Below are 17,401 nucleotides of genomic sequence, written 5' to 3' on the forward strand. Positions count from 1 at the left end.
CGAGCGTCGAAGACTGGTGCAGGTAGAACAGCAGGGCCGTGGAACGGCTGCTGATCTGCGTTCGACTGGACGGCGTGATGACCCGGGGTTCGGGATGCGTCCAGAGGTTCATCACGACCCATACGCGCACGGTCACGCCATTTACCCCTCTCGACGCCAGCCGTCGGCCCAGCTCCGCATACGCGTCGTGCGTGAGCACGGGCATCACATTCTCCACCACCCCGCCATCGGCGTGTACGTGCCCGTCGATGACCACGGGGGGGAAGATGCCGGGAATGGCGGTAGCGGCACGCAGCAGCGAGCGCACGCGGACCAATCCGGCGGCCGTGGAGTCGAGTTCCTCGCCCAAGGACCAGAGCCGTCCGATGCCGAGATCGAAGTCGGTCGTGGCGAACACGATCTGGCGATCGTCGGCGAACGCGCGTCGCAGCTCGTCACGAAATTGCCCGTTGACGCTGGCCGCCAGCGTGCGATCGAACCGTGCGGTGTTCACCAGCCCCCCCGTACGCCGTAGCCAAAACAACCAGTCGAAGGTGGGCGCGATGGAGGTGGCCGCGCGCGCGTACAGCGCCGTGAGGGTGTCGACCGCGGCGCTGGTCCCCAGCAACGCATAGGGCGCCTGCAGGGCTCCCGTGCTGATGCCACTCACCAGGTCGAAGGCGGGCATGGTCTGATCGGTCCGGGCCCGCCACCCGCGCAGGAATCCCGCGCCGAACGCGCCGTTCTGTCCGCCGCCGGACAGGAGTAGCACATCGAGCGTGCGGTCACCACGACGAATGACGCGACGAACCAGACGCTCCACGATGCTGTCGCGCGTCACGCGATCGCGCTGCGCGTAACGAGGGGCGTCCTGCAGGAGCGACGGAACCGTCGCCGGGGGGCGGTGAACGGCCGCACAGGCAGAGCCGAGCGTGGAGACCGCGACGGCAGCCGCGAAGGAGACTGCACGACGTCGGACGACACGGACCATGACCGCGAGGGAAGGCATGATTCGAATATACCGCGTCAGCCGACGCGTTTCGCCTTCCGTTGCTTGGCCCGGCGTGCCACCGTCACGGCCGCGCTCGCCCACAGGCGCAGGGCGTCGGTATCCTCGATGACATCGGCAGGGACCTCGAAATACTGCATGACTTCACCCCCTTCACCAAAGGGGCGGAACGCGCGCATCCCCCGCGACTCGTACGTCGGCCGGGTGTGGTCGTCCACTTTGAAGTACAGGACGTCATTGCCGATCAACGCGAAGAACATGGTACCCGCATAGATGCCTACGCCACCGAACATGTCGCGCGCGCGCACGTCCGGCAGCGCGAGCAGCAGACGTTCGAGGATGAACGCGCGATAGGAAGCGGTGACCGGCATGGGGTCAGAACCGTGGCACGTCGCTTTCGTACGTCTGATGCCGTCCACGGATGTCGCGCATGATCTCCATATCGACGGGACGACGATGCCGATGCGCTTCGGCGGCAAGGTGAGCGGCCTCGGCAACGTACCGCTCGAACTGGCCACCTGGTGTGCAGCTGAGCAGGTAGCGCGTGACACCATGCCCGTCCACCCGATAGCTGTGGAGCGTGCCGGGCGGCACGAACATCACGTCCCCCGGGCGCATGAGCCGCTCCTGCCCCTCGAACAGCATGGTGAACTCGCCCTCGAGGCACACGAACGTTTCGGCATAGGTGCGATGCCAATGCATCGGCGGCCCGGCAAAGGGCGCGTGGAACTGGAACTCCGTGATGCTCTGGGAACCGCCGGATTCGTCGGTACTGACGAGCACCCGCACTTCCAACTCCATCGCTTCGAAGCGGTGGAGGAGTGCCTCATCGCGGTTCCGTGCCACCGGCAACGGCAAGGCGTCGTGCATGTGAGTCAGGTGGCGAGGGACAGGGAGCTCAACGTGCCGGTAAGCGTTTCGCCGCCGACGTTCACGAAGAGTTCGCCGTCGGTCACGGACAGGTCGATCGACAGCCGGCGATCGAGGCGCTCCACCATCGCATCCACCAGCGCACGATCCAGCACGACGCACTCGATGCGTTCCACCTTGTGGATGCGTTCGCCGGCGAGCTGCCGCTGCCACACCGTGGGATCCTTGTGGATGTACACAGCCACCCGAGGTGCGGCCTTGCTCGCCTTGTGCAGGCGCGCCGCATCGGGCAATCCGATTTCGATCCACGTGGTGATGGTGCCGGTCAGATCACGCACGCTCACGGTGGGATCGTCGGGGTCGGACACCCCCTTGGAGAACCCGATCCCTTCGGCGTACTCGAGGCAGTACGCGAGCAATCGCGCCACGAAGTACTCCGGCGACTCCGACGGGTGCATGGCCATGCGGAAGTCGAGCGACTCGTACACGCCGCGATCGACGTGCGCGAGCGACACCTGCAGGGCGTACATCGTGCTCGTCAGTGCCATGGGGACGTCGTGAAGGGGTCGAGGGAACGGGGGGAATCCAGCAAGCGCTCAAGGGGTCAACGTCGTTGATCCGTGCGGATGAACGACGCTGACCCCTTGATCGCCGTAGCGGCTCAGCGGCAGTACGTCAGCCAGCCGTGACGGTCTTCGATCTGCCCCTTCGCGATGCCCAGGTATTCCTGCTGCAGCTGCTTGGTAATGGGGCCGACGCGACCGGCCCCGATCGTGATGCGGTCGATGCTGCGCACCGGCGTGAGCTCGGCGGCCGTTCCGGTGAAGAACACCTCGTCGGCCATGTACAGCATCTCGCGCGGAATGTGCAGCTCGCGCACCGGGATGCCGGCATCTTCCGCCAGCTGCATGATCGTAGCGCGCGTGATGCCGCCCAGGATGCTGCCGTCGAGCGGCGTCGTGATGATCGTGCCCTTCGACACCATGAACACGTTCTGCCCCGAACCCTCGCTCACCATGCCGCTGGGCGAGAGCGCGATTCCCTCGGCGTAGCCGTTGGCCAGCGCTTCCATCTTGATGAGCTGCCCGCTCAGATAATTGCCCGCGATCTTGGCCATGGCCGGGATCGTGTTGGGCTGCACGCGATGCCAGCTGGAAATGCACGCATCCACACCCGCGTCGAGCGCATCGTCGCCGAGGTAGGCCCCCCACGGCCAGCAGGGGAGGTAGGTCTCCACCGGCGCGCCGATCGGCACCATGCCGGCGGTACCGTAGCCGCGCACGACCATCGGACGCAGGTAGCACGACTCCACCCCATTGCGTGCCACCACCTCACGCGACGCCTCCTCCAGCTGCTCCATCGTCCACGGCACATCCATGCGGTAGATCTTGCACGAATGCAGGAGCCGCTCGAGATGCTCACGCAGACGGAAGATCGCCGGCCCCTTGGGCGTGCTGTACGCGCGGATGCCCTCGAACGCGGACGACCCGAACTGCACGGAGTGGCTGAGCACGTGAATGGTGGCGTCGGCCCACGGAATGAAATGGCCGTCGCGCCAGATCCACTGCGTCTCGGTAATGCGGCTCATGATGAGAAGTGCTGGAGAATCGGAGGAGTCGTACGGTGAGCTACAGGAGGGACTTCACGGCGCCGCCGTCCACCAGCACCGCCTGTCCGGTCATGAAACCCGCCCGCGCCGAACAGAGAAAGGTAATCACCGCGGCGAGTTCGTCGGGGCGTCCCACCCGCCCGAGGGGGGACTCGTTGGCCCAGCCGGCGAAAATCGCCTCGGTCGAGGCGCCGGTACGCGCTGACGTGGCCGCCGCGAGGTTGTCGAGCCGTTCCGTGGCCGTGAAACCGGGGAGCACCGTATTCACGGTCACACCGTCGCGTCCCACCTCGTCGGCGAGCGTGCGCAGATAGCCGGTCACGGCCGCCCGCAGCGCATTGCTCAGCACCAGTCCGCCCTGGGGCCGCTTCACCGCGAGCGAGGTGATAGCGATGACGCGCCCCCACTTCCGGGCCTGCATCCTGGGCACGAACGCCCGGGTGAGCTCGACCACGCTGCGCAGCAGCAGATCGGTCGCCGCCTGCCACGTGGACCAGTCGTGCCCCATGGGCGTGCCGGTCGGCGGCCCACCGGTGTTGCACACGAGGATGTCGATCCCATCGGGATAGGCGGCGTTCACCTGGGTCACGACCTGCTCGATGCCATCGGTGGTGGACAGATCCGCTTCGAACGCCGTGACCGCGCCCCCGAACGCCTCCAGCTTGGCCTTGGCCTCTCGCACGGAGTTACCGTCGCGTGAGCAGATGACCAGGTCGACCCCTTCCCTGGCCAGCTCTTCGGCGGTGGCATACGCGATGCCACGACTGGCGCCGCAGACGAGGGCCACCTTGCCGCGAATACCCAGCTCCATCAGCCCTGCCCTCCATTCGACATGGGCTCGCCAGTCCGCAGGTAGTTGTCGCTCTTGTCGATCCAGTCCTGCCGCGGCGGATTGAAGATGTCCACGTCGAGCGTGTCCTCCAGCGCCTCCGCCCGATGACGCACCATGCTCGGAATCACCAGCACGTCGCCCGCCCGCACATCCACGTACTCACTGCCCGGATTGTCCGCGTGCTCGCCGATCCAGAAGCGCAGGGCGCCGCTGAGGATGTAGGTGATCTGCTCGTTCACATGATCGTGGGCGGGCACAATGGCGCCCTGCTTGAGATACACGTGGGCGAGCATCTGCTTCTCGGTGTAGATGAGGCGACGGCCGATGAGCGGCGTGAGCTCCTCGACGGCCATATCGTCCCACGAAAGCTTGCGAACGTCGGTCATGTGTACGCTGGAAGGGAGGGAGGGAAGAGAAACAGCAGGTGGGGGCTGGTGGACGAACGACAGACCACTCGACGCAGTGGGGCCTCTGGACGAAGACACCGCGGCGGCCGAGGCCCGGGCGGCGGCGGTCTGCGCCTGCAGGGCGGTGAGCGCCGCTTTCCGCGCCGCTGCGGCCTTGTTCTCCTTGCGGAGATCCCAGTACATCCAGCCGCAGAAGAGCATCCCGGCGCCAAACGTCGCCAATGTATCGTACGGCAGCATCAGAAAGCGGACCCGTCCCTCAGCGCCCGGCCACGTAGACGGCCTGCTGGCTGAAACGCGGCTGCTCGATCTCCTGGAGCAGCACCCGCGCCAACGTGGCACGGGACACCTGGCTGCCAGCCCCCATCGACAACGCATTGTCGATGCGCACGTTGTCGGAGGCCGATGCGTCGGTGAGCTTGCCGGGTTTCACCACGGTCCATCCCGCGAGTTGGCTGGCGCGCACCAGGCGCTCCTGTTCGTCGCGGTCTTCCATCATGCCGTCGTGAGCCGCGCGGCGCGTGAAGAGCGTCTTCAGCTTCTGCGTCAGGCCAATGTTGCCGTTGTGCTCACCCACCTCGACCCCGGTCACCACGACCAGACGAGACTGCCCGAGCGTCTTCATGGTGCTCACGATGAGCTTGGTGGCGGCGGCCAGATAGGGGACGCGCGCCTCCTCCTTGTGACCGAAAAGCACCACGGCGGCGTCGGCGCCGCGAAGCACCTCGCGCACGGCGGTCGGATCGGCGAGCGATCCCACGATCACCGTGGCGTTTTCCGGAACCTGTTCCGACGGCTTCGCACGATAGTGCAGCCGGAGGGAATGGCCAGCCGTGGCCGCCGCATCAATGAAACAGTGGCCGGTACGGCTGGACGCGCCGTAGACCGCGATAATCATGCGCGACGGCTCCCACGGGCACGCGTGCCCTCACGGCAGGGTGATGTGCGCCGTGCTAAGATAAAAAATGGCCCCATGCCACAACATGCACCCGCAACCCGCCTGACCGCCATGACGGTTCCGCCATCCTCTGTCCCGACCGATATCGAGATCGCCCAGCAGGCGGTCATGCGCCCCATTCGCGACGTTGCCGCGGAGTTGGGTCTCGCCGAAGACGACATCGACCTGTACGGCAAGTACAAGGCGAAGCTCCCCCTCTCGCTCGCCTCGGCGCCGCCCAAGGGTCGGCTGGTTCTGGTCACGGCCATCAACCCCACGCCTGCGGGTGAAGGCAAGAGCACGGTGAGCGTGGGGCTCTCGCAGGCGTTCCGCCGACTCGGGCACAACGCGGTCCTGTGCATGCGTGAACCGAGCCTCGGCCCGGTATTCGGCGTGAAGGGTGGGGCAGCCGGTGGTGGGTATTCGCAGGTGCTGCCGATGGATGACATCAACCTGCACTTCACCGGCGACTTTCACGCCATCGAGAGCGCGCACTCGCTGCTCGCGGCGATGATCGACAATCATCTGTACCATGGCAATGCTCTGGGGCTCAACCCCAAGGCCATCACCTGGCCGCGCACGATCGACATGAATGATCGCGCGCTGCGCAGCGCCATCATCGGGGTGGGGGCCGGCAACGGCATGATGCGCGAAGAGCGCTGGGTGATCATTCCCGCCAGCGAAATCATGGCCATCGTGGCGCTCGCCTCCGACGCGGAAGACCTCGAGCGGCGGCTCGGCAACATCATCGTGGGCACCACGAGCGGCAAAGAGAAGCGACCTGTGTATGCGCGTGAGCTGGGGGCCACCGGCGCCATGACGCTGCTCCTCAAGGACGCCATGCGTCCCAATCTCGTGCAGACGCTCGAGGGCGGCCCGGCCATTCTGCACGCCGGTCCCTTCGGCAACATCGCGCACGGCTGCAACTCGCTCATGGCCACCCGGGCGGGGCTCGCCCTTGGCGACATCGTGGTGACCGAAGCGGGGTTCGGCAGCGATCTGGGTGCCGAGAAGTTCTTCGACATCAAGTGCCGCGCCGGCGGACTCAATCCCGAAGCGGCGGTCCTCGTGGCCACGGTTCGGTCGCTCAAGATGCAGGGTGGTGTACCCAAGACCGAACTCGACCGCGAAGATCTGAGCGCACTCGAACGCGGCCTGCCTCATGTCGCGCATCACGTGCGCAACGTGCAGCAGTTCGGCGTGCCGGTGGTGGTCGCCATCAACCGTCGCACCAGCGACACGGCGGCCGAGCTCGACATGGTGCGCGACTACGTGGCGCGTCTTGGTGTGCCGGTGGCGCTGTGCAATGTGTGGGCCGAGGGTGGCGCCGGGGGTGAGACGCTCGCGCAAGAAGTCCTCGCGTTGCTGGCGAGCAAGCGCGCCGCGTTCCGCCCGCTGTACGACATCGAGCGCCCCATCCGCGAGAAGATTCGCACGGTGGCGCAGCAGGTGTACGGCGCCGATGGCGTGGATTTCTCCAGCGCGGCCGAGAAGAGCATCGACTGGCTGGAAGCCAACGGGCTGGCGCACACGCCGGTGTGCATGGCGAAGACCCAGTACTCGCTTACCGACGACGCCACGCGTTTGAACGTCCCGAGCGGTTTCCGCATCACCGTGAACGAAGTGTACGGCAGCGCGGGCGCGGGCTTCGTGGTGGCGAAGTGCGGCGACATCATGACCATGCCCGGGCTCTCGAAGAAGCCGGCGGCCGAGGGGATGCGCCTGCGTCCCGACGGCACCATCGAAGGGCTGAGCTGAGCGGCTCGATCAGGGGGTGATCGCTCGGCCGATCCACCCCCACAACTGATCACGCACCTCCGATGGAACGGTGAGCACCAGCACCGTACCGACGAACAGCACGAGTCCCAGCAGCATCCAGGCGGAATGCTGGGACTTGGGCCTCGGAGGCTTGATGGTGGGCAGGCTGTGTCCAAGCGCATCGTGGGGGTGGGACAGTGCCTCCACGAACTGTCCGGCACTGTGAAAACGAAGCGCCGGATCTCTGCTGATCGCCCGTCGGATCGCGTCAGTGACGTACATGGGGACGTCATCACGCAGGCAATGATTGGGGGCCAGTTCGATGGGGCGGATCTCCGGCACGCCGCGGGTGTCGTAGCCCACCCGCGCGTGACCAGTACACAACTCGTACGCGAGGACCCCCAACGCATACACGTCGACCGCGCGGTTGACGATGGCATCGTGCCACTGCTCCGGTGCCATATAGGCAGGGTCGCCCACCGCCGCGGGAGACAGCACCGATGACGGAGTATCGGCGGCGGCATACAGGCAGAACCCTTTCAGAAGGACGCTGCCACTCGCATCGAGCAACACGGCCGACGGACGAAGCGCCCCGTGCACCACGCCGTGCGCGTGGGCGTAGTCGAGCGCATCAGCCAGCTGCTGCAAGATGACGAGCACGCGAGGAAACAGCGGCGGATTCTTGGCGATGATGAGCTGATCGAGTCGTACCGGCCCCGCCTTGTCCATCTCGTAGAATTCGATTCCGTGCAGCGACTGGACCGGCCCGTTCCGCAGGATGTGCGGATGAGAAAGCCGAGCGCCGATCTCGGCCTCGCGCCGGAAGCGAGCGACCGTGCTCGCCTGCGCCGTGCGCCCATTATCCGGATAGGCGACCCTCACAGCGATCGCCGGCGCGTCAGGCGCGCCGCGGTGGGCCCCGAACACCAGACCGGTTCGCCCCTCGTGTGTGAGCGTCAGCCCCGCGTATCGTTCCGCGAGTGCCTCTCGGGCCCGCTGTGTGAACGCTGCGACGAGTGTCATCTCCTGATTCTCCATGGACGGAAGTGCGGTGATCACCACACCGCAGCGTCACCATCGCGCGCATCACTGCACCAGCGCGATCTTCTTGATGAGACTCGGCAGCGGCGAGAAGCGCCCTTGCGTCGCCAACGTGGAGAAGTAGCCGCGCACGCCGTCGCCCCTCACGTACTCGGTCACATAGAACACCCCGATGTACTTCACGAGGAAACACTTGCCGCCGCAGCCAGAGGCCCCAGGCGCATTACCGCTCTCCGCCCACAACGCCAGGATCATCTGCGTCGGCGCGTTGCACACGAACGACCTGTTGCCGCCGCCGTTTGCCGGGGTGATCCCACCGTTGGCGATGCAGAGCGTCGCCACGCCATCTCCCGTCTTGCCGACCATGTTGCCGTTCTCGGGCAACAGCCAGTCGCCGGCACCGATTGTGGGACGCCCGCCCGCATTGCTCACCAGCAGCGCCAGCTCATCGCAGGTGGCACCGAGCGCATTGGAGAAATCGTTCGCCCCACTCCACGGATTTCCGGATGCGCCATCAGCGTACATCACGGGCGGCATGCGCACGCCATAGAAGTTCCCGGAGATTATGTTGTTGTTCGAGCTACCGGATTTGAGCAGCATGAGTGGATGATTCGTGCCGAACCAGTTGATGTCGTCGGCTGTGAGCGCATACGTCATGGCGTCACGCCCCCCTACCCCGTAGCGCGCGTCGAGCAGGCGCTGATACGGTACGGCGAGCGGACGGACACACGCGGTGCCATTGACCCCGCCGATCGCGGCCACACTCGTCGCCGAGCGGAGCCGCGTGGTGAGGCCGAACAGACGACCGAATCGGTATTGCGCGGTGTAGCGCGCCGATGCCTGCACGGCGTTGTTGCCACTGGCGGTCCAGCTGCCGTTGAGTGCCGGTGTGAACGTCGTGCTCGCGAAATCCCATCGTCCGGGAATGACGTCGGCCGCCGTGATGGTTGGCACCGCATCCTCCACGTGGTTCACGCGCCCGTACGCCACGGCCGTATCCGCCGCGCCGACATACGCCTGCCGAAGCAGTCGCTCGGCACCGGCCAGCGCGGCAGCATCCGAGGCCACGTGTACCTGCGCCCGGAAGAGGTACATGCGCCCCATATCGAGCGCCAGCGCCATCACGCCCACGAGGGCAATCAAGGCCACCCCCACGAGAATCATGGTGGCGCCACGGCGATTCCTGAGCCTGCGCATCGTTCCTCCATTGGCGCCAGGTGGCGCCCGTAGGTCATCGGCCGCCGAACACGTCGAGGAGGGGGCCGAGACCGATCACCATCGGCCCCCCGATGACCGCGAACAGGGCCGGCAGAATACAGAGCACCATTGGGAAGACCATCTTGGTCGCCGCCGTAGCGCCGCGGCGTTCGGCCGATTGGCGCCGTTTTCGACGCAAGGTCTCGGAGTACACCCGAAGCACACGACCAATCGACGAGCCCCATCGCTCGCTCTGAATCATCGTGGAGGACAGCGCCCGCAACTCTTCCACGCCGGTACGCTCATAGAGTCCGTGGAGCGCCTCGTCGCGCCGAACGCCGGCGTTACCCTTGCGATTGATGACGAGTAGTTCCTGCGCGAGGCGGGGGTGCATCTGCTCCATCTCGTGGCCCACCCGGAGAATGGCCGCATCAAGCGAGACGCCAGCCTCCACACACACCAGCAGCAGGTCGAGACAATCGGGGACGGAACGGAGAATCTCGAGCTGGCGCGCCCGTTCGAGCCGCAACAGCACATACGGCGGCAGCATCAGCCCGAAGGCCACGGCCACGGCCACGCTGGCGGCGTAGAGCAGTGTCGTATCCCGCGGCGCGAACATCACGCCCGCCAGACTGCACGCGATTGCCACGACCAGTCGCAAGACGATATAGAGCGCTGGCGCGAACGGGGCAGTGAAGCCGGCCCGCACGAGACGAATGGCCGTCGTCTCTCCAAGCATCCAGCTCGGGAGGAACTGTTCGACCGTGAGATGCAGACGCTGGGCTCGTGTGCCGTCGGCACCGTGGAGCACCAGACGGCGTGCCCGCGGCCGCACCGAGGGTTCAGTCGCGCGCGCGAGCAGCACAGCCCGGCGATGGTTTGACACCAACGCCCAGGTGGCCGCGGAAGCTGCGACGAGCAACACGCCGACGAAGATCATGAGAGGCGCGGACATAACGACATCTCCTACATGTCGATGCGGGCAATACGCCGGATCATCAGGAATCCCACCGTGAGAATCCCTGCGGCGAACATCAGGGTATAGCGACCGGTCTCGGTGTCGAACATTGGCTGCATCATCGGGCGGTTGAGTATCATGATCACCGCGAACGCCAACAGCGGAAGCAGCGCCAGCGCAGTGCCGGTGAGCTTCGGTTCGGCCGTCAACGTATCGATCTGATCGCGCAACGCCGCCCGGTCCCGAATGAGCGTCGACAGGCCCGTGAGGATCTCGCCGAGGTTACCGCCGGTTTCACGCTGAATCAGCAGCGAGGTGACGAACATCTTGATGTCGAGCGTATCGATCCGCTCCTGCAGATCGAGCAGCGCGTCGCGCACATCGAGACCGAGGCGTTGCTCCTCATAGAACGTGGCGAACTCCTCGCCGATGGGCGCGGCCATCTCCTCCCCCACGAACTTCATCGCGGCCTGAAAGGAGAACCCCGCGCGCATGGCGTTCACGATCATGTCGATGGCCTCGGGCAACTGCTCCTCGATGCGAGCCACGCGACGGCGGCGCTGCACGTTCAGCAGGAACGTGGGGAGCACCAAGCCGATGGTGGCGGCCGCCAGCGAAGCCGCGACACCGAACGACTGCGCGGCGAGCAGGCCCATGGACGCCAGCAGCGCACTGGCGATGGTGAACTCGCCCACCGTCCAGTGCAGGCCGGCCCGTTCGATGGCCACCTCGATCAGTACCGTGAAGGAACGACCGGTGAGCACGCGGTCGAGCATTGGCACGGCACTCTTGCGTAGATCGCGAAGGATAGGAGTCGGCGAACGCGCCGTGGTCGCGCCAATGCGCGCCTTGAGCGCGGCCGTGGCCTCCAGGCGACGCCGATTGGCGAACACGTAGGCGCCAAAGAGCACCAGCGTCGTGCCAAAGAAGACGAGAAAGAGGACGACGGTTTGCATGGCTACTCCGCGAGGAACAAGCCGGTGGGTAGTTCGATGCCAGCGAGATGCAGACGTTCCATGGCAAGCGGGCGAACCCCGGTGGCCTCGAAGGTGCCGACCACCTCTCCGTCCTCGGTGATACCACGCCGGCGATACCGGAAGATCTCCTGCATGGAGATCACATCACCCTCCATACTCGTGATCTCCGTAATCGACACGATGCGCCGCGCCCCGTCAGACATGCGGGCGATCTGTACTACGATTTCCAGCGACGAGGCGATCTGCTCGCGGATGGCGCGCAACGGCAGCGATGTGCTTGCGAACTGGATCATCGTTTCCACGCGGGCGAGCGCATCGCGCGGCGAATTGGCGTGGATCGTCGTCAGCGATCCTTCGTGTCCGGTGTTCATCGCCTGCAGCATGTCCAGCGCCTCCGCGCCGCGCACCTCACCAACGATGATGCGATCGGGACGCATGCGCAGGGCGTTGCGCACGAGATCGCGGGCAATCACCTGCCCGCGCCCTTCGGCGTTGGGTGGCCGGGTTTCGAGCCGGCACACATGCTCCTGCTGCAGCCGGAGTTCCGCCGCGTCCTCGATGGTCACCACCCGCTCGGTCGCCGGGATGTAGGCACTCATCGCATTCAACAGCGTCGTCTTGCCCGAGCCGGTGCCCCCCGAAATCATCACGTTGAGGCGTGCCTGCACGCAGGCGGCCAGAAACTCCACCATGTCCTGGGTGAGTGTGCCATTCTCGACGAGCGCCGCCATCGTCATCTCGGCCCCGAAGCGCCGAATGGACAGGATGGGCCCATCGAGCGCCAAAGGCGGGATGATGGCATTCACGCGTGAGCCATCCGGCAGCCGCGCATCCACCATGGGCGATGATTCGTCTACCCGCCGGCCGACCCGACTCACAATGCGGTCGATGATCGCCAGGAGATGCGCGTCGTTGCGGAACGTGACGGGGACGCGCGACAACCGGCCGTGCCGCTCGATGTACACATCGCGCGGACCGTTGACAAGAATGTCGGAAATGGACGGATCACGGAAAAACGGTTCGATGGGACCGAGACCGGTCACCTCGTACACGATCTGCTCGATGACATCCTCGCGCTCGGCCTGTGTGAGCGGCGTGGCTTCCGCGCGCAGAAAGTCTGCCACGGCATCACGGATCTGCCCGGCGACGTCCGTCGTGTCCTTCACTCGTTCGAGAGCCTCGAGATCCAACTGCTCGACGAGCCGTCGATGCAGATCGACCTTGAGTTGCTCGACCGGTCCCAGAGGTTCCATTTCGATACGGCGCGGGACGATGGTTCGTGAACGACGTTCCGCACCAGCAGTGCTCCCGCTCCGCCGGCGCATGGGCGCCCCACCGCCCTCGCGAGGCGCGATGTACGGAGCGCCCGGACTCCCGACGATCGCCGAAGCCGCCGCAGGGGTATCAGCGACCGTCGCGGCCGTAGCCCCGAGTAAACGTTCGCGTAGCGTGGCCATGACTACACCCTCCCGAGGCGGAACAGGCGCCTCTTGCGTGGGTCGCCATTCTCCGCAACGATCGACGCGACATTGGACACGACAGGCGTGCCGGCCATCGAGGCGGCGAGTTGCCGGAAGCTCCCAGCCAAGGCCGAACCAGGCTCATGCTCGAGTACGGGCACGCCCTTGGTCATCGCCTCGGCGCAGGCCGAAAAGTCGTTGGGAAGCTTGGCGCTGATGGGGCGCCCCAGCACGGTCTCGGCGTCGCCGATGGTGAGCGCGGACTCGGCGTTGGATCGATTCACCACCACCAGCACCTTGGACGGCGGATAGCCCAATCGATTGAACAGATCGAGTGTACGCTGTGTGCTACGCAACGCGGGTACCGACAACTGGGTCACGAGAACGATCCGGTCGGCCACATCGAGTGCGCCAACGGTGCGTTCTCCCAGATAATGCTCCAGATCGAGCACCACGAAGTGGAAGTTCGCGCGCAGCTGTGCCAGAATCGTCGACGTAGCCGCCCCCTCGATGAGATCCTGAACCTCCGGACGGTCGGACGACGGCAAAATGAGTGTGCCAGCCGGCCCCGGCGTCATCAGCGACGACAGCAGTTCTCCGTCGATGCGATCCACCTTCAGTACGAGGTCGCCGATATCGTAGGACGGCTTGAGATCGAGCATCACGCGCACATCGCCACCCACGACCACGAAGTCCACCAGCGCCACTCGCGCCGCCGGCTGTTCGTGCGCGAGAGCCGCCGCGAGATTGACGGCGACCGAGGTGGTACCAAGCCCTCCTTTTGCGGAGTACACCGCGACGACCGTGCCCCGCGTGCTCGGCGTAGGTTCCATGCGACGCAGGAGACGCCGAAGGGCGACATCGAGCTCGTCGGCCTGCATGGGTGCGGGGACGAACTCCGGAATACCCGCGCGCAGCGCGCCGAGGATAAGCTCCTGCGTCGCGTCGGCCGCCGTGCCGATGATGAACGGCACGATGGGCCGGATGTCGTGCTCGATGAGCGACAGGACGTCGGGGCCGGCCCCGCCGATCGGCAGGATCACCAGGTCGAAGGGCTGCGTCCGCAATCGGGCGGCGGCCGCGGCCAGTGTATCTACGCGTTCCGGTGCCGAAAACCCGCGACTCGTCAACACCGCGCTGCTGATGGCGTCGGGCGCATCCGCGTCCGCGACGACCAGGACCGTGCGGGTGTCAGGGATCGGGACGGCCGTCATGGCGCCCTCCGCGTCGTATCGGCGGGCAGTCGCTTACGCAGCAGCTCGATGGCCGGCGTGCGCTGATCGCGCAGCAGCGGCAAGGTGAGCTCGTCACCGAGATGGGCCGGATCCACGATCGTGGGCGTCACGATCACCAGGAGCTCCGTTTCCGAACTCTGCCAGCGCGAACTCGAGAACAACGCGCCGAGGATCGGCAGATTCATGAGCAGCGGGACGCCGGTGCGTACCCGTTCCCGTTCATCGTTGAAGAGCCCCGACAGAATCACCGACTGGTCGCGGCGAATATCCACCGAGCTCTCCACCCGGCGCGAACGCAGCGCGGGAATGCGGAAACCGCTCAGCGTAATGGCATTGCTGTAGTCGAGACTCGAGACTTCGGGCCGCACGTACAACGTGATGACGCTGTCGCTCACGATGTTGGGTGCAAAGCGAAGACGCACACCGAATTCACGATACTGAATCGTGACGGGGGCCTGCACGCCGGCCCCGGCAGTCAGACCACCACCCTGGACCACCGGAACGGGCAGCTCGCCACCCGCGAGGAACGAGGCCGAGTCGCGATCGGCGGCGAGCAGATTCGGTTCGGCCAGCAACCGGGCCCGCCCGCTCTGTTCTTCGGCCTCGAGCAGGGCGAGAAACTGCTTGGTGCCGAAGTCCGACAGAATGGACAGGAAGCGTGTTTCCATGGGAGGCTGTGGGCTGCCCTGACTGTCGCGCCCGTCCTCGGTTTTGTACGCGCCGGTGCCTACGCGAGTGTTGCCCATCTTGCTGGTGTACAGCCCCGAGACCCCGACTTGCCGCAGCACATCGCGGCGCACTTCCGCCAGGCGCACGGACAGTAGCACGAGACGGCGATCATCCGGCGTGCGCACCGAGACGCGGTAGTGTATGCGAGGGCGATTGGTCTCCCAGAGCACGACATCGGTCTCCCCGAGCGCCTTGCCACTGATGAGGACATCATGCTCGGTCACGACCACCACCGTAGCGATGTCGGGATTGGCAACGGCCACCTTGAGCACGGAATTGGTCGTCGTGATCGGCAGCGAGCGACCGACCGACAGATTGATGCGGTGAATGGAATCGGCCGGAGCCGACGGCTGCGTCCATGAGACGCCGGGCGTGCCGCTCAATAGCAGCAGCGCCAGCAGTACATGGGGCTGCGCCGCGCGGATCACGCGACGCCGGAACGTCATGGAGTACATCATGCCGAGACCTCTCTGGGTGAGAAGAAACCGTCGGCAACACGTTCTCTGCTCAGGAGACCGGAGGCTTCCGGTTCGTGCTGTCAGGCTTCCTCGTGCTGTCGGACTTCTTGCTGGTGTCGGGTTTCTCGAAGCGCTGCTGCGTCACCTTGTCGCCGCGAATCACGTCGATCGTGAGCGTGTCGGGTTTTTTCGGCACGATGATCGGCAGCACCGCGGCGGGAGCGGGGGCCGGTGGGGCGACTTCCACTTTCTTCACCGGTCGCGGCGCCACCTTTCGGCGTGCCGGCTCGGCGGCAACAACAGGTACCGGCGCCGGCTTGGGCGGTCGCTGCAGCACATCTTCCGAACGGGCGCCGCTAGTGTTCACGGAGTCGGGGTCACCGAAGCCGCGCAGCACGAGCTGGATGGTGCCGTCCCGCATCGCCACCGCCAATCGTTCCGCCTCGATGGGCGTAACCTCGAGGGTGGCCGAGGTGGCGATGATCGGACGGTTGTCCGGTCCCGAGCGGTCCACGGTGCCCACGGAGAGCACGCGCATGTTCGACATGAAGAGCTTGGAGATCTGCTCGCCATCAGATTGCTGATCGCGCAGCGTCACCAGCACGTCGACGCGCGAGTCTGGCTGGATGAGTCCACTGACGCCGACGACATCGTCGATCTTGACAGCCATGGCCCGTTTGCCCGGTGTGATCTTCACCTGCAGTCCCGGCCCGGTACCCGGTGGGGCCAGCCGGCCTGGGACGATGACTTCACCGGTATACACGGGCACACGCGTCACCCGCCCCACGGCAGAGTCGAGGTTACTGAAGGCGCCCGCAGGAATCGACACGAGGGGCCAGTCCCGCTCGTCGAGCGCACTGCGCGTGAGCGCGGCTCCTTCCGGAATGTCCTTCGTCGCCACCAGGACGCGGCGTAACAGCACCCGGTTCTGCGCGCGCGTCGACTCGATCACCCGATACACGCCGAAAGTGGCGGTACCGGCCGTGATGAGCGTGGCGGCAAGAACGATAGAATAGCGATTGAGTGTCATGGTGACATCGCTCGATGCAACGAGAACGAAGGAAGAGCGGGCTTGGAGTTACCGGCATCAGGATCGTTCAGGATCCTTCCCACCGGAACGTGGCCCTGGCGTGGAGCACCGGTGTCAGCGGCTGTCGCATCAAGGCCGGCAACGGGGTGAGCCACGTGAACGGGTAGTTGATCTGCACCTGCACGGCCTGCAGCTGCGCGGTTGCACAGCTGGGCACACAATTCACGACGACCTGCGACGACGCATTGACCGGGGTATTCCCGAAGGGCGACATCTTGGATGCGGCCGTATCACGAATCGCGCCGAGGTAGGCGCCGGGGTTGGTGAGGCGAGCACCATAGCGCGCCCCTTCGCGCGCGGCCGCCGTGAGGTTGTTGGCGGTGAACATCGCACGACCAAAGTCGATGGTGCCGAAGACCAGGAAGAGCAGCAGCGAGACGAAGATTGCGAACTCGAGGAGCGCTACCCCCGACTCGTCACGCCCGAATGGGCGACAGTGGGACCACCATGCAGTGAACACAGTACACGCTCCTCACAACAAGAGACCTGGCCAATACGCCGCGCCGGCCAGACCAGCAGCCATGGCCAACGCGTACGGCATGCGTCGATTCCATTCAGCTGGAGCGGCTTCCCGCAGCAGTGTCGGATGTTGCATGCCGTATGCCAGACGGAACATCGTGTGCGTCAGGCCGTAACGATTCAGCACGTACAGCAGCGACAGCACGCCTCCGCACAACCCCGCGAGCATCGCCGCTTCGACCGCACCGCTCGGCCCCAGCCACGCCGCACCGGCGGCGAACAGTTTCACATCGCCGCCGCCCATCATGTGCAGCAGCCAGAACGGCAGCCAGATGAGCAGCCCGGTGGCTGCCCCTTCCGTTGCTCGCAAGAGCCCGCCCGCCCCTCCGTCCATGA

Annotated in this window: 19 protein-coding genes; 1 reads left to right on the forward strand and 18 read right to left on the reverse strand. The window is 65.7% G+C overall.

Going from position 1 to position 17,401, the window contains the following annotated elements; genetic code table 11:
• From ACIQ6O_RS04175 to ACIQ6O_RS04210, 8 genes are all read right to left on the reverse strand, one after another.
• A partial coding sequence (locus tag ACIQ6O_RS04175) for a patatin-like phospholipase family protein (protein WP_396206527.1) occupies positions 1-988 on the reverse strand: 988 nt, incomplete at its 3' end.
• A gap of 17 nt (positions 989-1,005) precedes the next feature.
• A complete protein-coding gene (locus tag ACIQ6O_RS04180; RefSeq protein ID WP_396206528.1) occupies positions 1,006-1,359 on the reverse strand; it encodes a TfoX/Sxy family protein in 354 nt (117 codons plus the stop codon).
• 4 nt (positions 1,360-1,363) lie between these two features.
• Positions 1,364-1,858 (reverse strand): cupin domain-containing protein, encoded by a 495-nt coding sequence (locus ACIQ6O_RS04185; RefSeq protein WP_396206529.1) that lies wholly within the window; start codon positions 1,856-1,858, stop codon positions 1,364-1,366.
• Positions 1,859-1,863: 5 nt separating this feature from the next.
• Positions 1,864-2,406 carry a YaeQ family protein gene (locus ACIQ6O_RS04190; RefSeq protein ID WP_396206530.1) on the reverse strand — a complete coding sequence of 181 codons (543 nt, stop codon included), beginning with the start codon at positions 2,404-2,406 and terminating at the stop codon, positions 1,864-1,866.
• Between the two features lie 113 nt (positions 2,407-2,519).
• Entirely contained in the window at positions 2,520-3,446 is a 927-nt protein-coding gene (locus ACIQ6O_RS04195) for a branched-chain amino acid transaminase (RefSeq protein WP_396206531.1), read from the reverse strand.
• A 40-nt stretch (positions 3,447-3,486) separates the two neighbouring features.
• Positions 3,487-4,278, reverse strand: a complete 792-nt coding sequence (locus tag ACIQ6O_RS04200) for an SDR family oxidoreductase (RefSeq protein ID WP_396206532.1) — start codon at positions 4,276-4,278, stop codon at positions 3,487-3,489.
• Positions 4,278-4,946 carry a cupin domain-containing protein gene (locus ACIQ6O_RS04205; protein WP_396206533.1) on the reverse strand — a complete coding sequence of 223 codons (669 nt, stop codon included), beginning with the start codon at positions 4,944-4,946 and terminating at the stop codon, positions 4,278-4,280. Before ACIQ6O_RS04205 ends, ACIQ6O_RS04200 begins: the two co-directional genes overlap by 1 nt.
• A 19-nt stretch (positions 4,947-4,965) precedes the next feature.
• A complete protein-coding gene (locus ACIQ6O_RS04210) occupies positions 4,966-5,604 on the reverse strand; it encodes an NAD(P)-dependent oxidoreductase (RefSeq protein ID WP_396206534.1) in 639 nt (212 codons plus the stop codon).
• 111 nt (positions 5,605-5,715) lie between these two features.
• Between ACIQ6O_RS04210 and ACIQ6O_RS04215 the strand changes: the two genes are divergently transcribed.
• On the forward strand, positions 5,716-7,401 hold the full coding sequence (locus tag ACIQ6O_RS04215; RefSeq protein WP_396206535.1) for a formate--tetrahydrofolate ligase: 1,686 nt from the start codon (positions 5,716-5,718) through the stop codon (positions 7,399-7,401).
• A 9-nt stretch (positions 7,402-7,410) separates the two neighbouring features.
• Here the strand turns inward: ACIQ6O_RS04215 and ACIQ6O_RS04220 are convergent, their stop codons facing one another.
• From ACIQ6O_RS04220 to ACIQ6O_RS04265, 10 genes are all read right to left on the reverse strand, one after another.
• On the reverse strand, positions 7,411-8,424 hold the full coding sequence (locus ACIQ6O_RS04220; RefSeq protein WP_396206536.1) for a serine/threonine-protein kinase: 1,014 nt from the start codon (positions 8,422-8,424) through the stop codon (positions 7,411-7,413).
• A gap of 63 nt (positions 8,425-8,487) precedes the next feature.
• On the reverse strand, positions 8,488-9,639 hold the full coding sequence (locus ACIQ6O_RS04225; RefSeq protein ID WP_396206537.1) for a pilus assembly protein TadG-related protein: 1,152 nt from the start codon (positions 9,637-9,639) through the stop codon (positions 8,488-8,490).
• 34 nt (positions 9,640-9,673) lie between these two features.
• Positions 9,674-10,594: a type II secretion system F family protein gene (locus ACIQ6O_RS04230; protein WP_396206538.1), complete on the reverse strand. Its 921-nt coding sequence runs from the start codon at positions 10,592-10,594 to the stop codon at positions 9,674-9,676.
• Between the two features lie 11 nt (positions 10,595-10,605).
• Entirely contained in the window at positions 10,606-11,553 is a 948-nt protein-coding gene (locus ACIQ6O_RS04235; RefSeq protein WP_396206539.1) for a type II secretion system F family protein, read from the reverse strand.
• Positions 11,554-11,555: 2 nt separating this feature from the next.
• A complete protein-coding gene (locus ACIQ6O_RS04240) occupies positions 11,556-12,827 on the reverse strand; it encodes a CpaF family protein (RefSeq protein ID WP_396206540.1) in 1,272 nt (423 codons plus the stop codon).
• A gap of 206 nt (positions 12,828-13,033) precedes the next feature.
• Positions 13,034-14,248, reverse strand: coding sequence for a P-loop NTPase (locus ACIQ6O_RS04245; protein ID WP_396206541.1), 1,215 nt, complete (start codon positions 14,246-14,248; stop codon positions 13,034-13,036).
• Positions 14,245-15,456, reverse strand: a complete 1,212-nt coding sequence (locus ACIQ6O_RS04250; RefSeq protein ID WP_396206542.1) for a type II and III secretion system protein family protein — start codon at positions 15,454-15,456, stop codon at positions 14,245-14,247. Before ACIQ6O_RS04250 ends, ACIQ6O_RS04245 begins: the two co-directional genes overlap by 4 nt.
• Before the next feature lie 49 nt (positions 15,457-15,505).
• Positions 15,506-16,486 carry a Flp pilus assembly protein CpaB gene (gene cpaB, locus ACIQ6O_RS04255; RefSeq protein ID WP_396206543.1) on the reverse strand — a complete coding sequence of 327 codons (981 nt, stop codon included), beginning with the start codon at positions 16,484-16,486 and terminating at the stop codon, positions 15,506-15,508.
• 67 nt (positions 16,487-16,553) lie between these two features.
• Positions 16,554-17,006 carry a TadE/TadG family type IV pilus assembly protein gene (locus ACIQ6O_RS04260; RefSeq protein ID WP_396206544.1) on the reverse strand — a complete coding sequence of 151 codons (453 nt, stop codon included), beginning with the start codon at positions 17,004-17,006 and terminating at the stop codon, positions 16,554-16,556.
• Between the two features lie 12 nt (positions 17,007-17,018).
• A partial coding sequence (locus ACIQ6O_RS04265; protein ID WP_396206545.1) for a prepilin peptidase occupies positions 17,019-17,401 on the reverse strand: 383 nt, incomplete at its 5' end.

The organism is Gemmatimonas sp., assembly GCF_044345575.1.
GTDB lineage: Bacteria > Gemmatimonadota > Gemmatimonadetes > Gemmatimonadales > Gemmatimonadaceae > Gemmatimonas.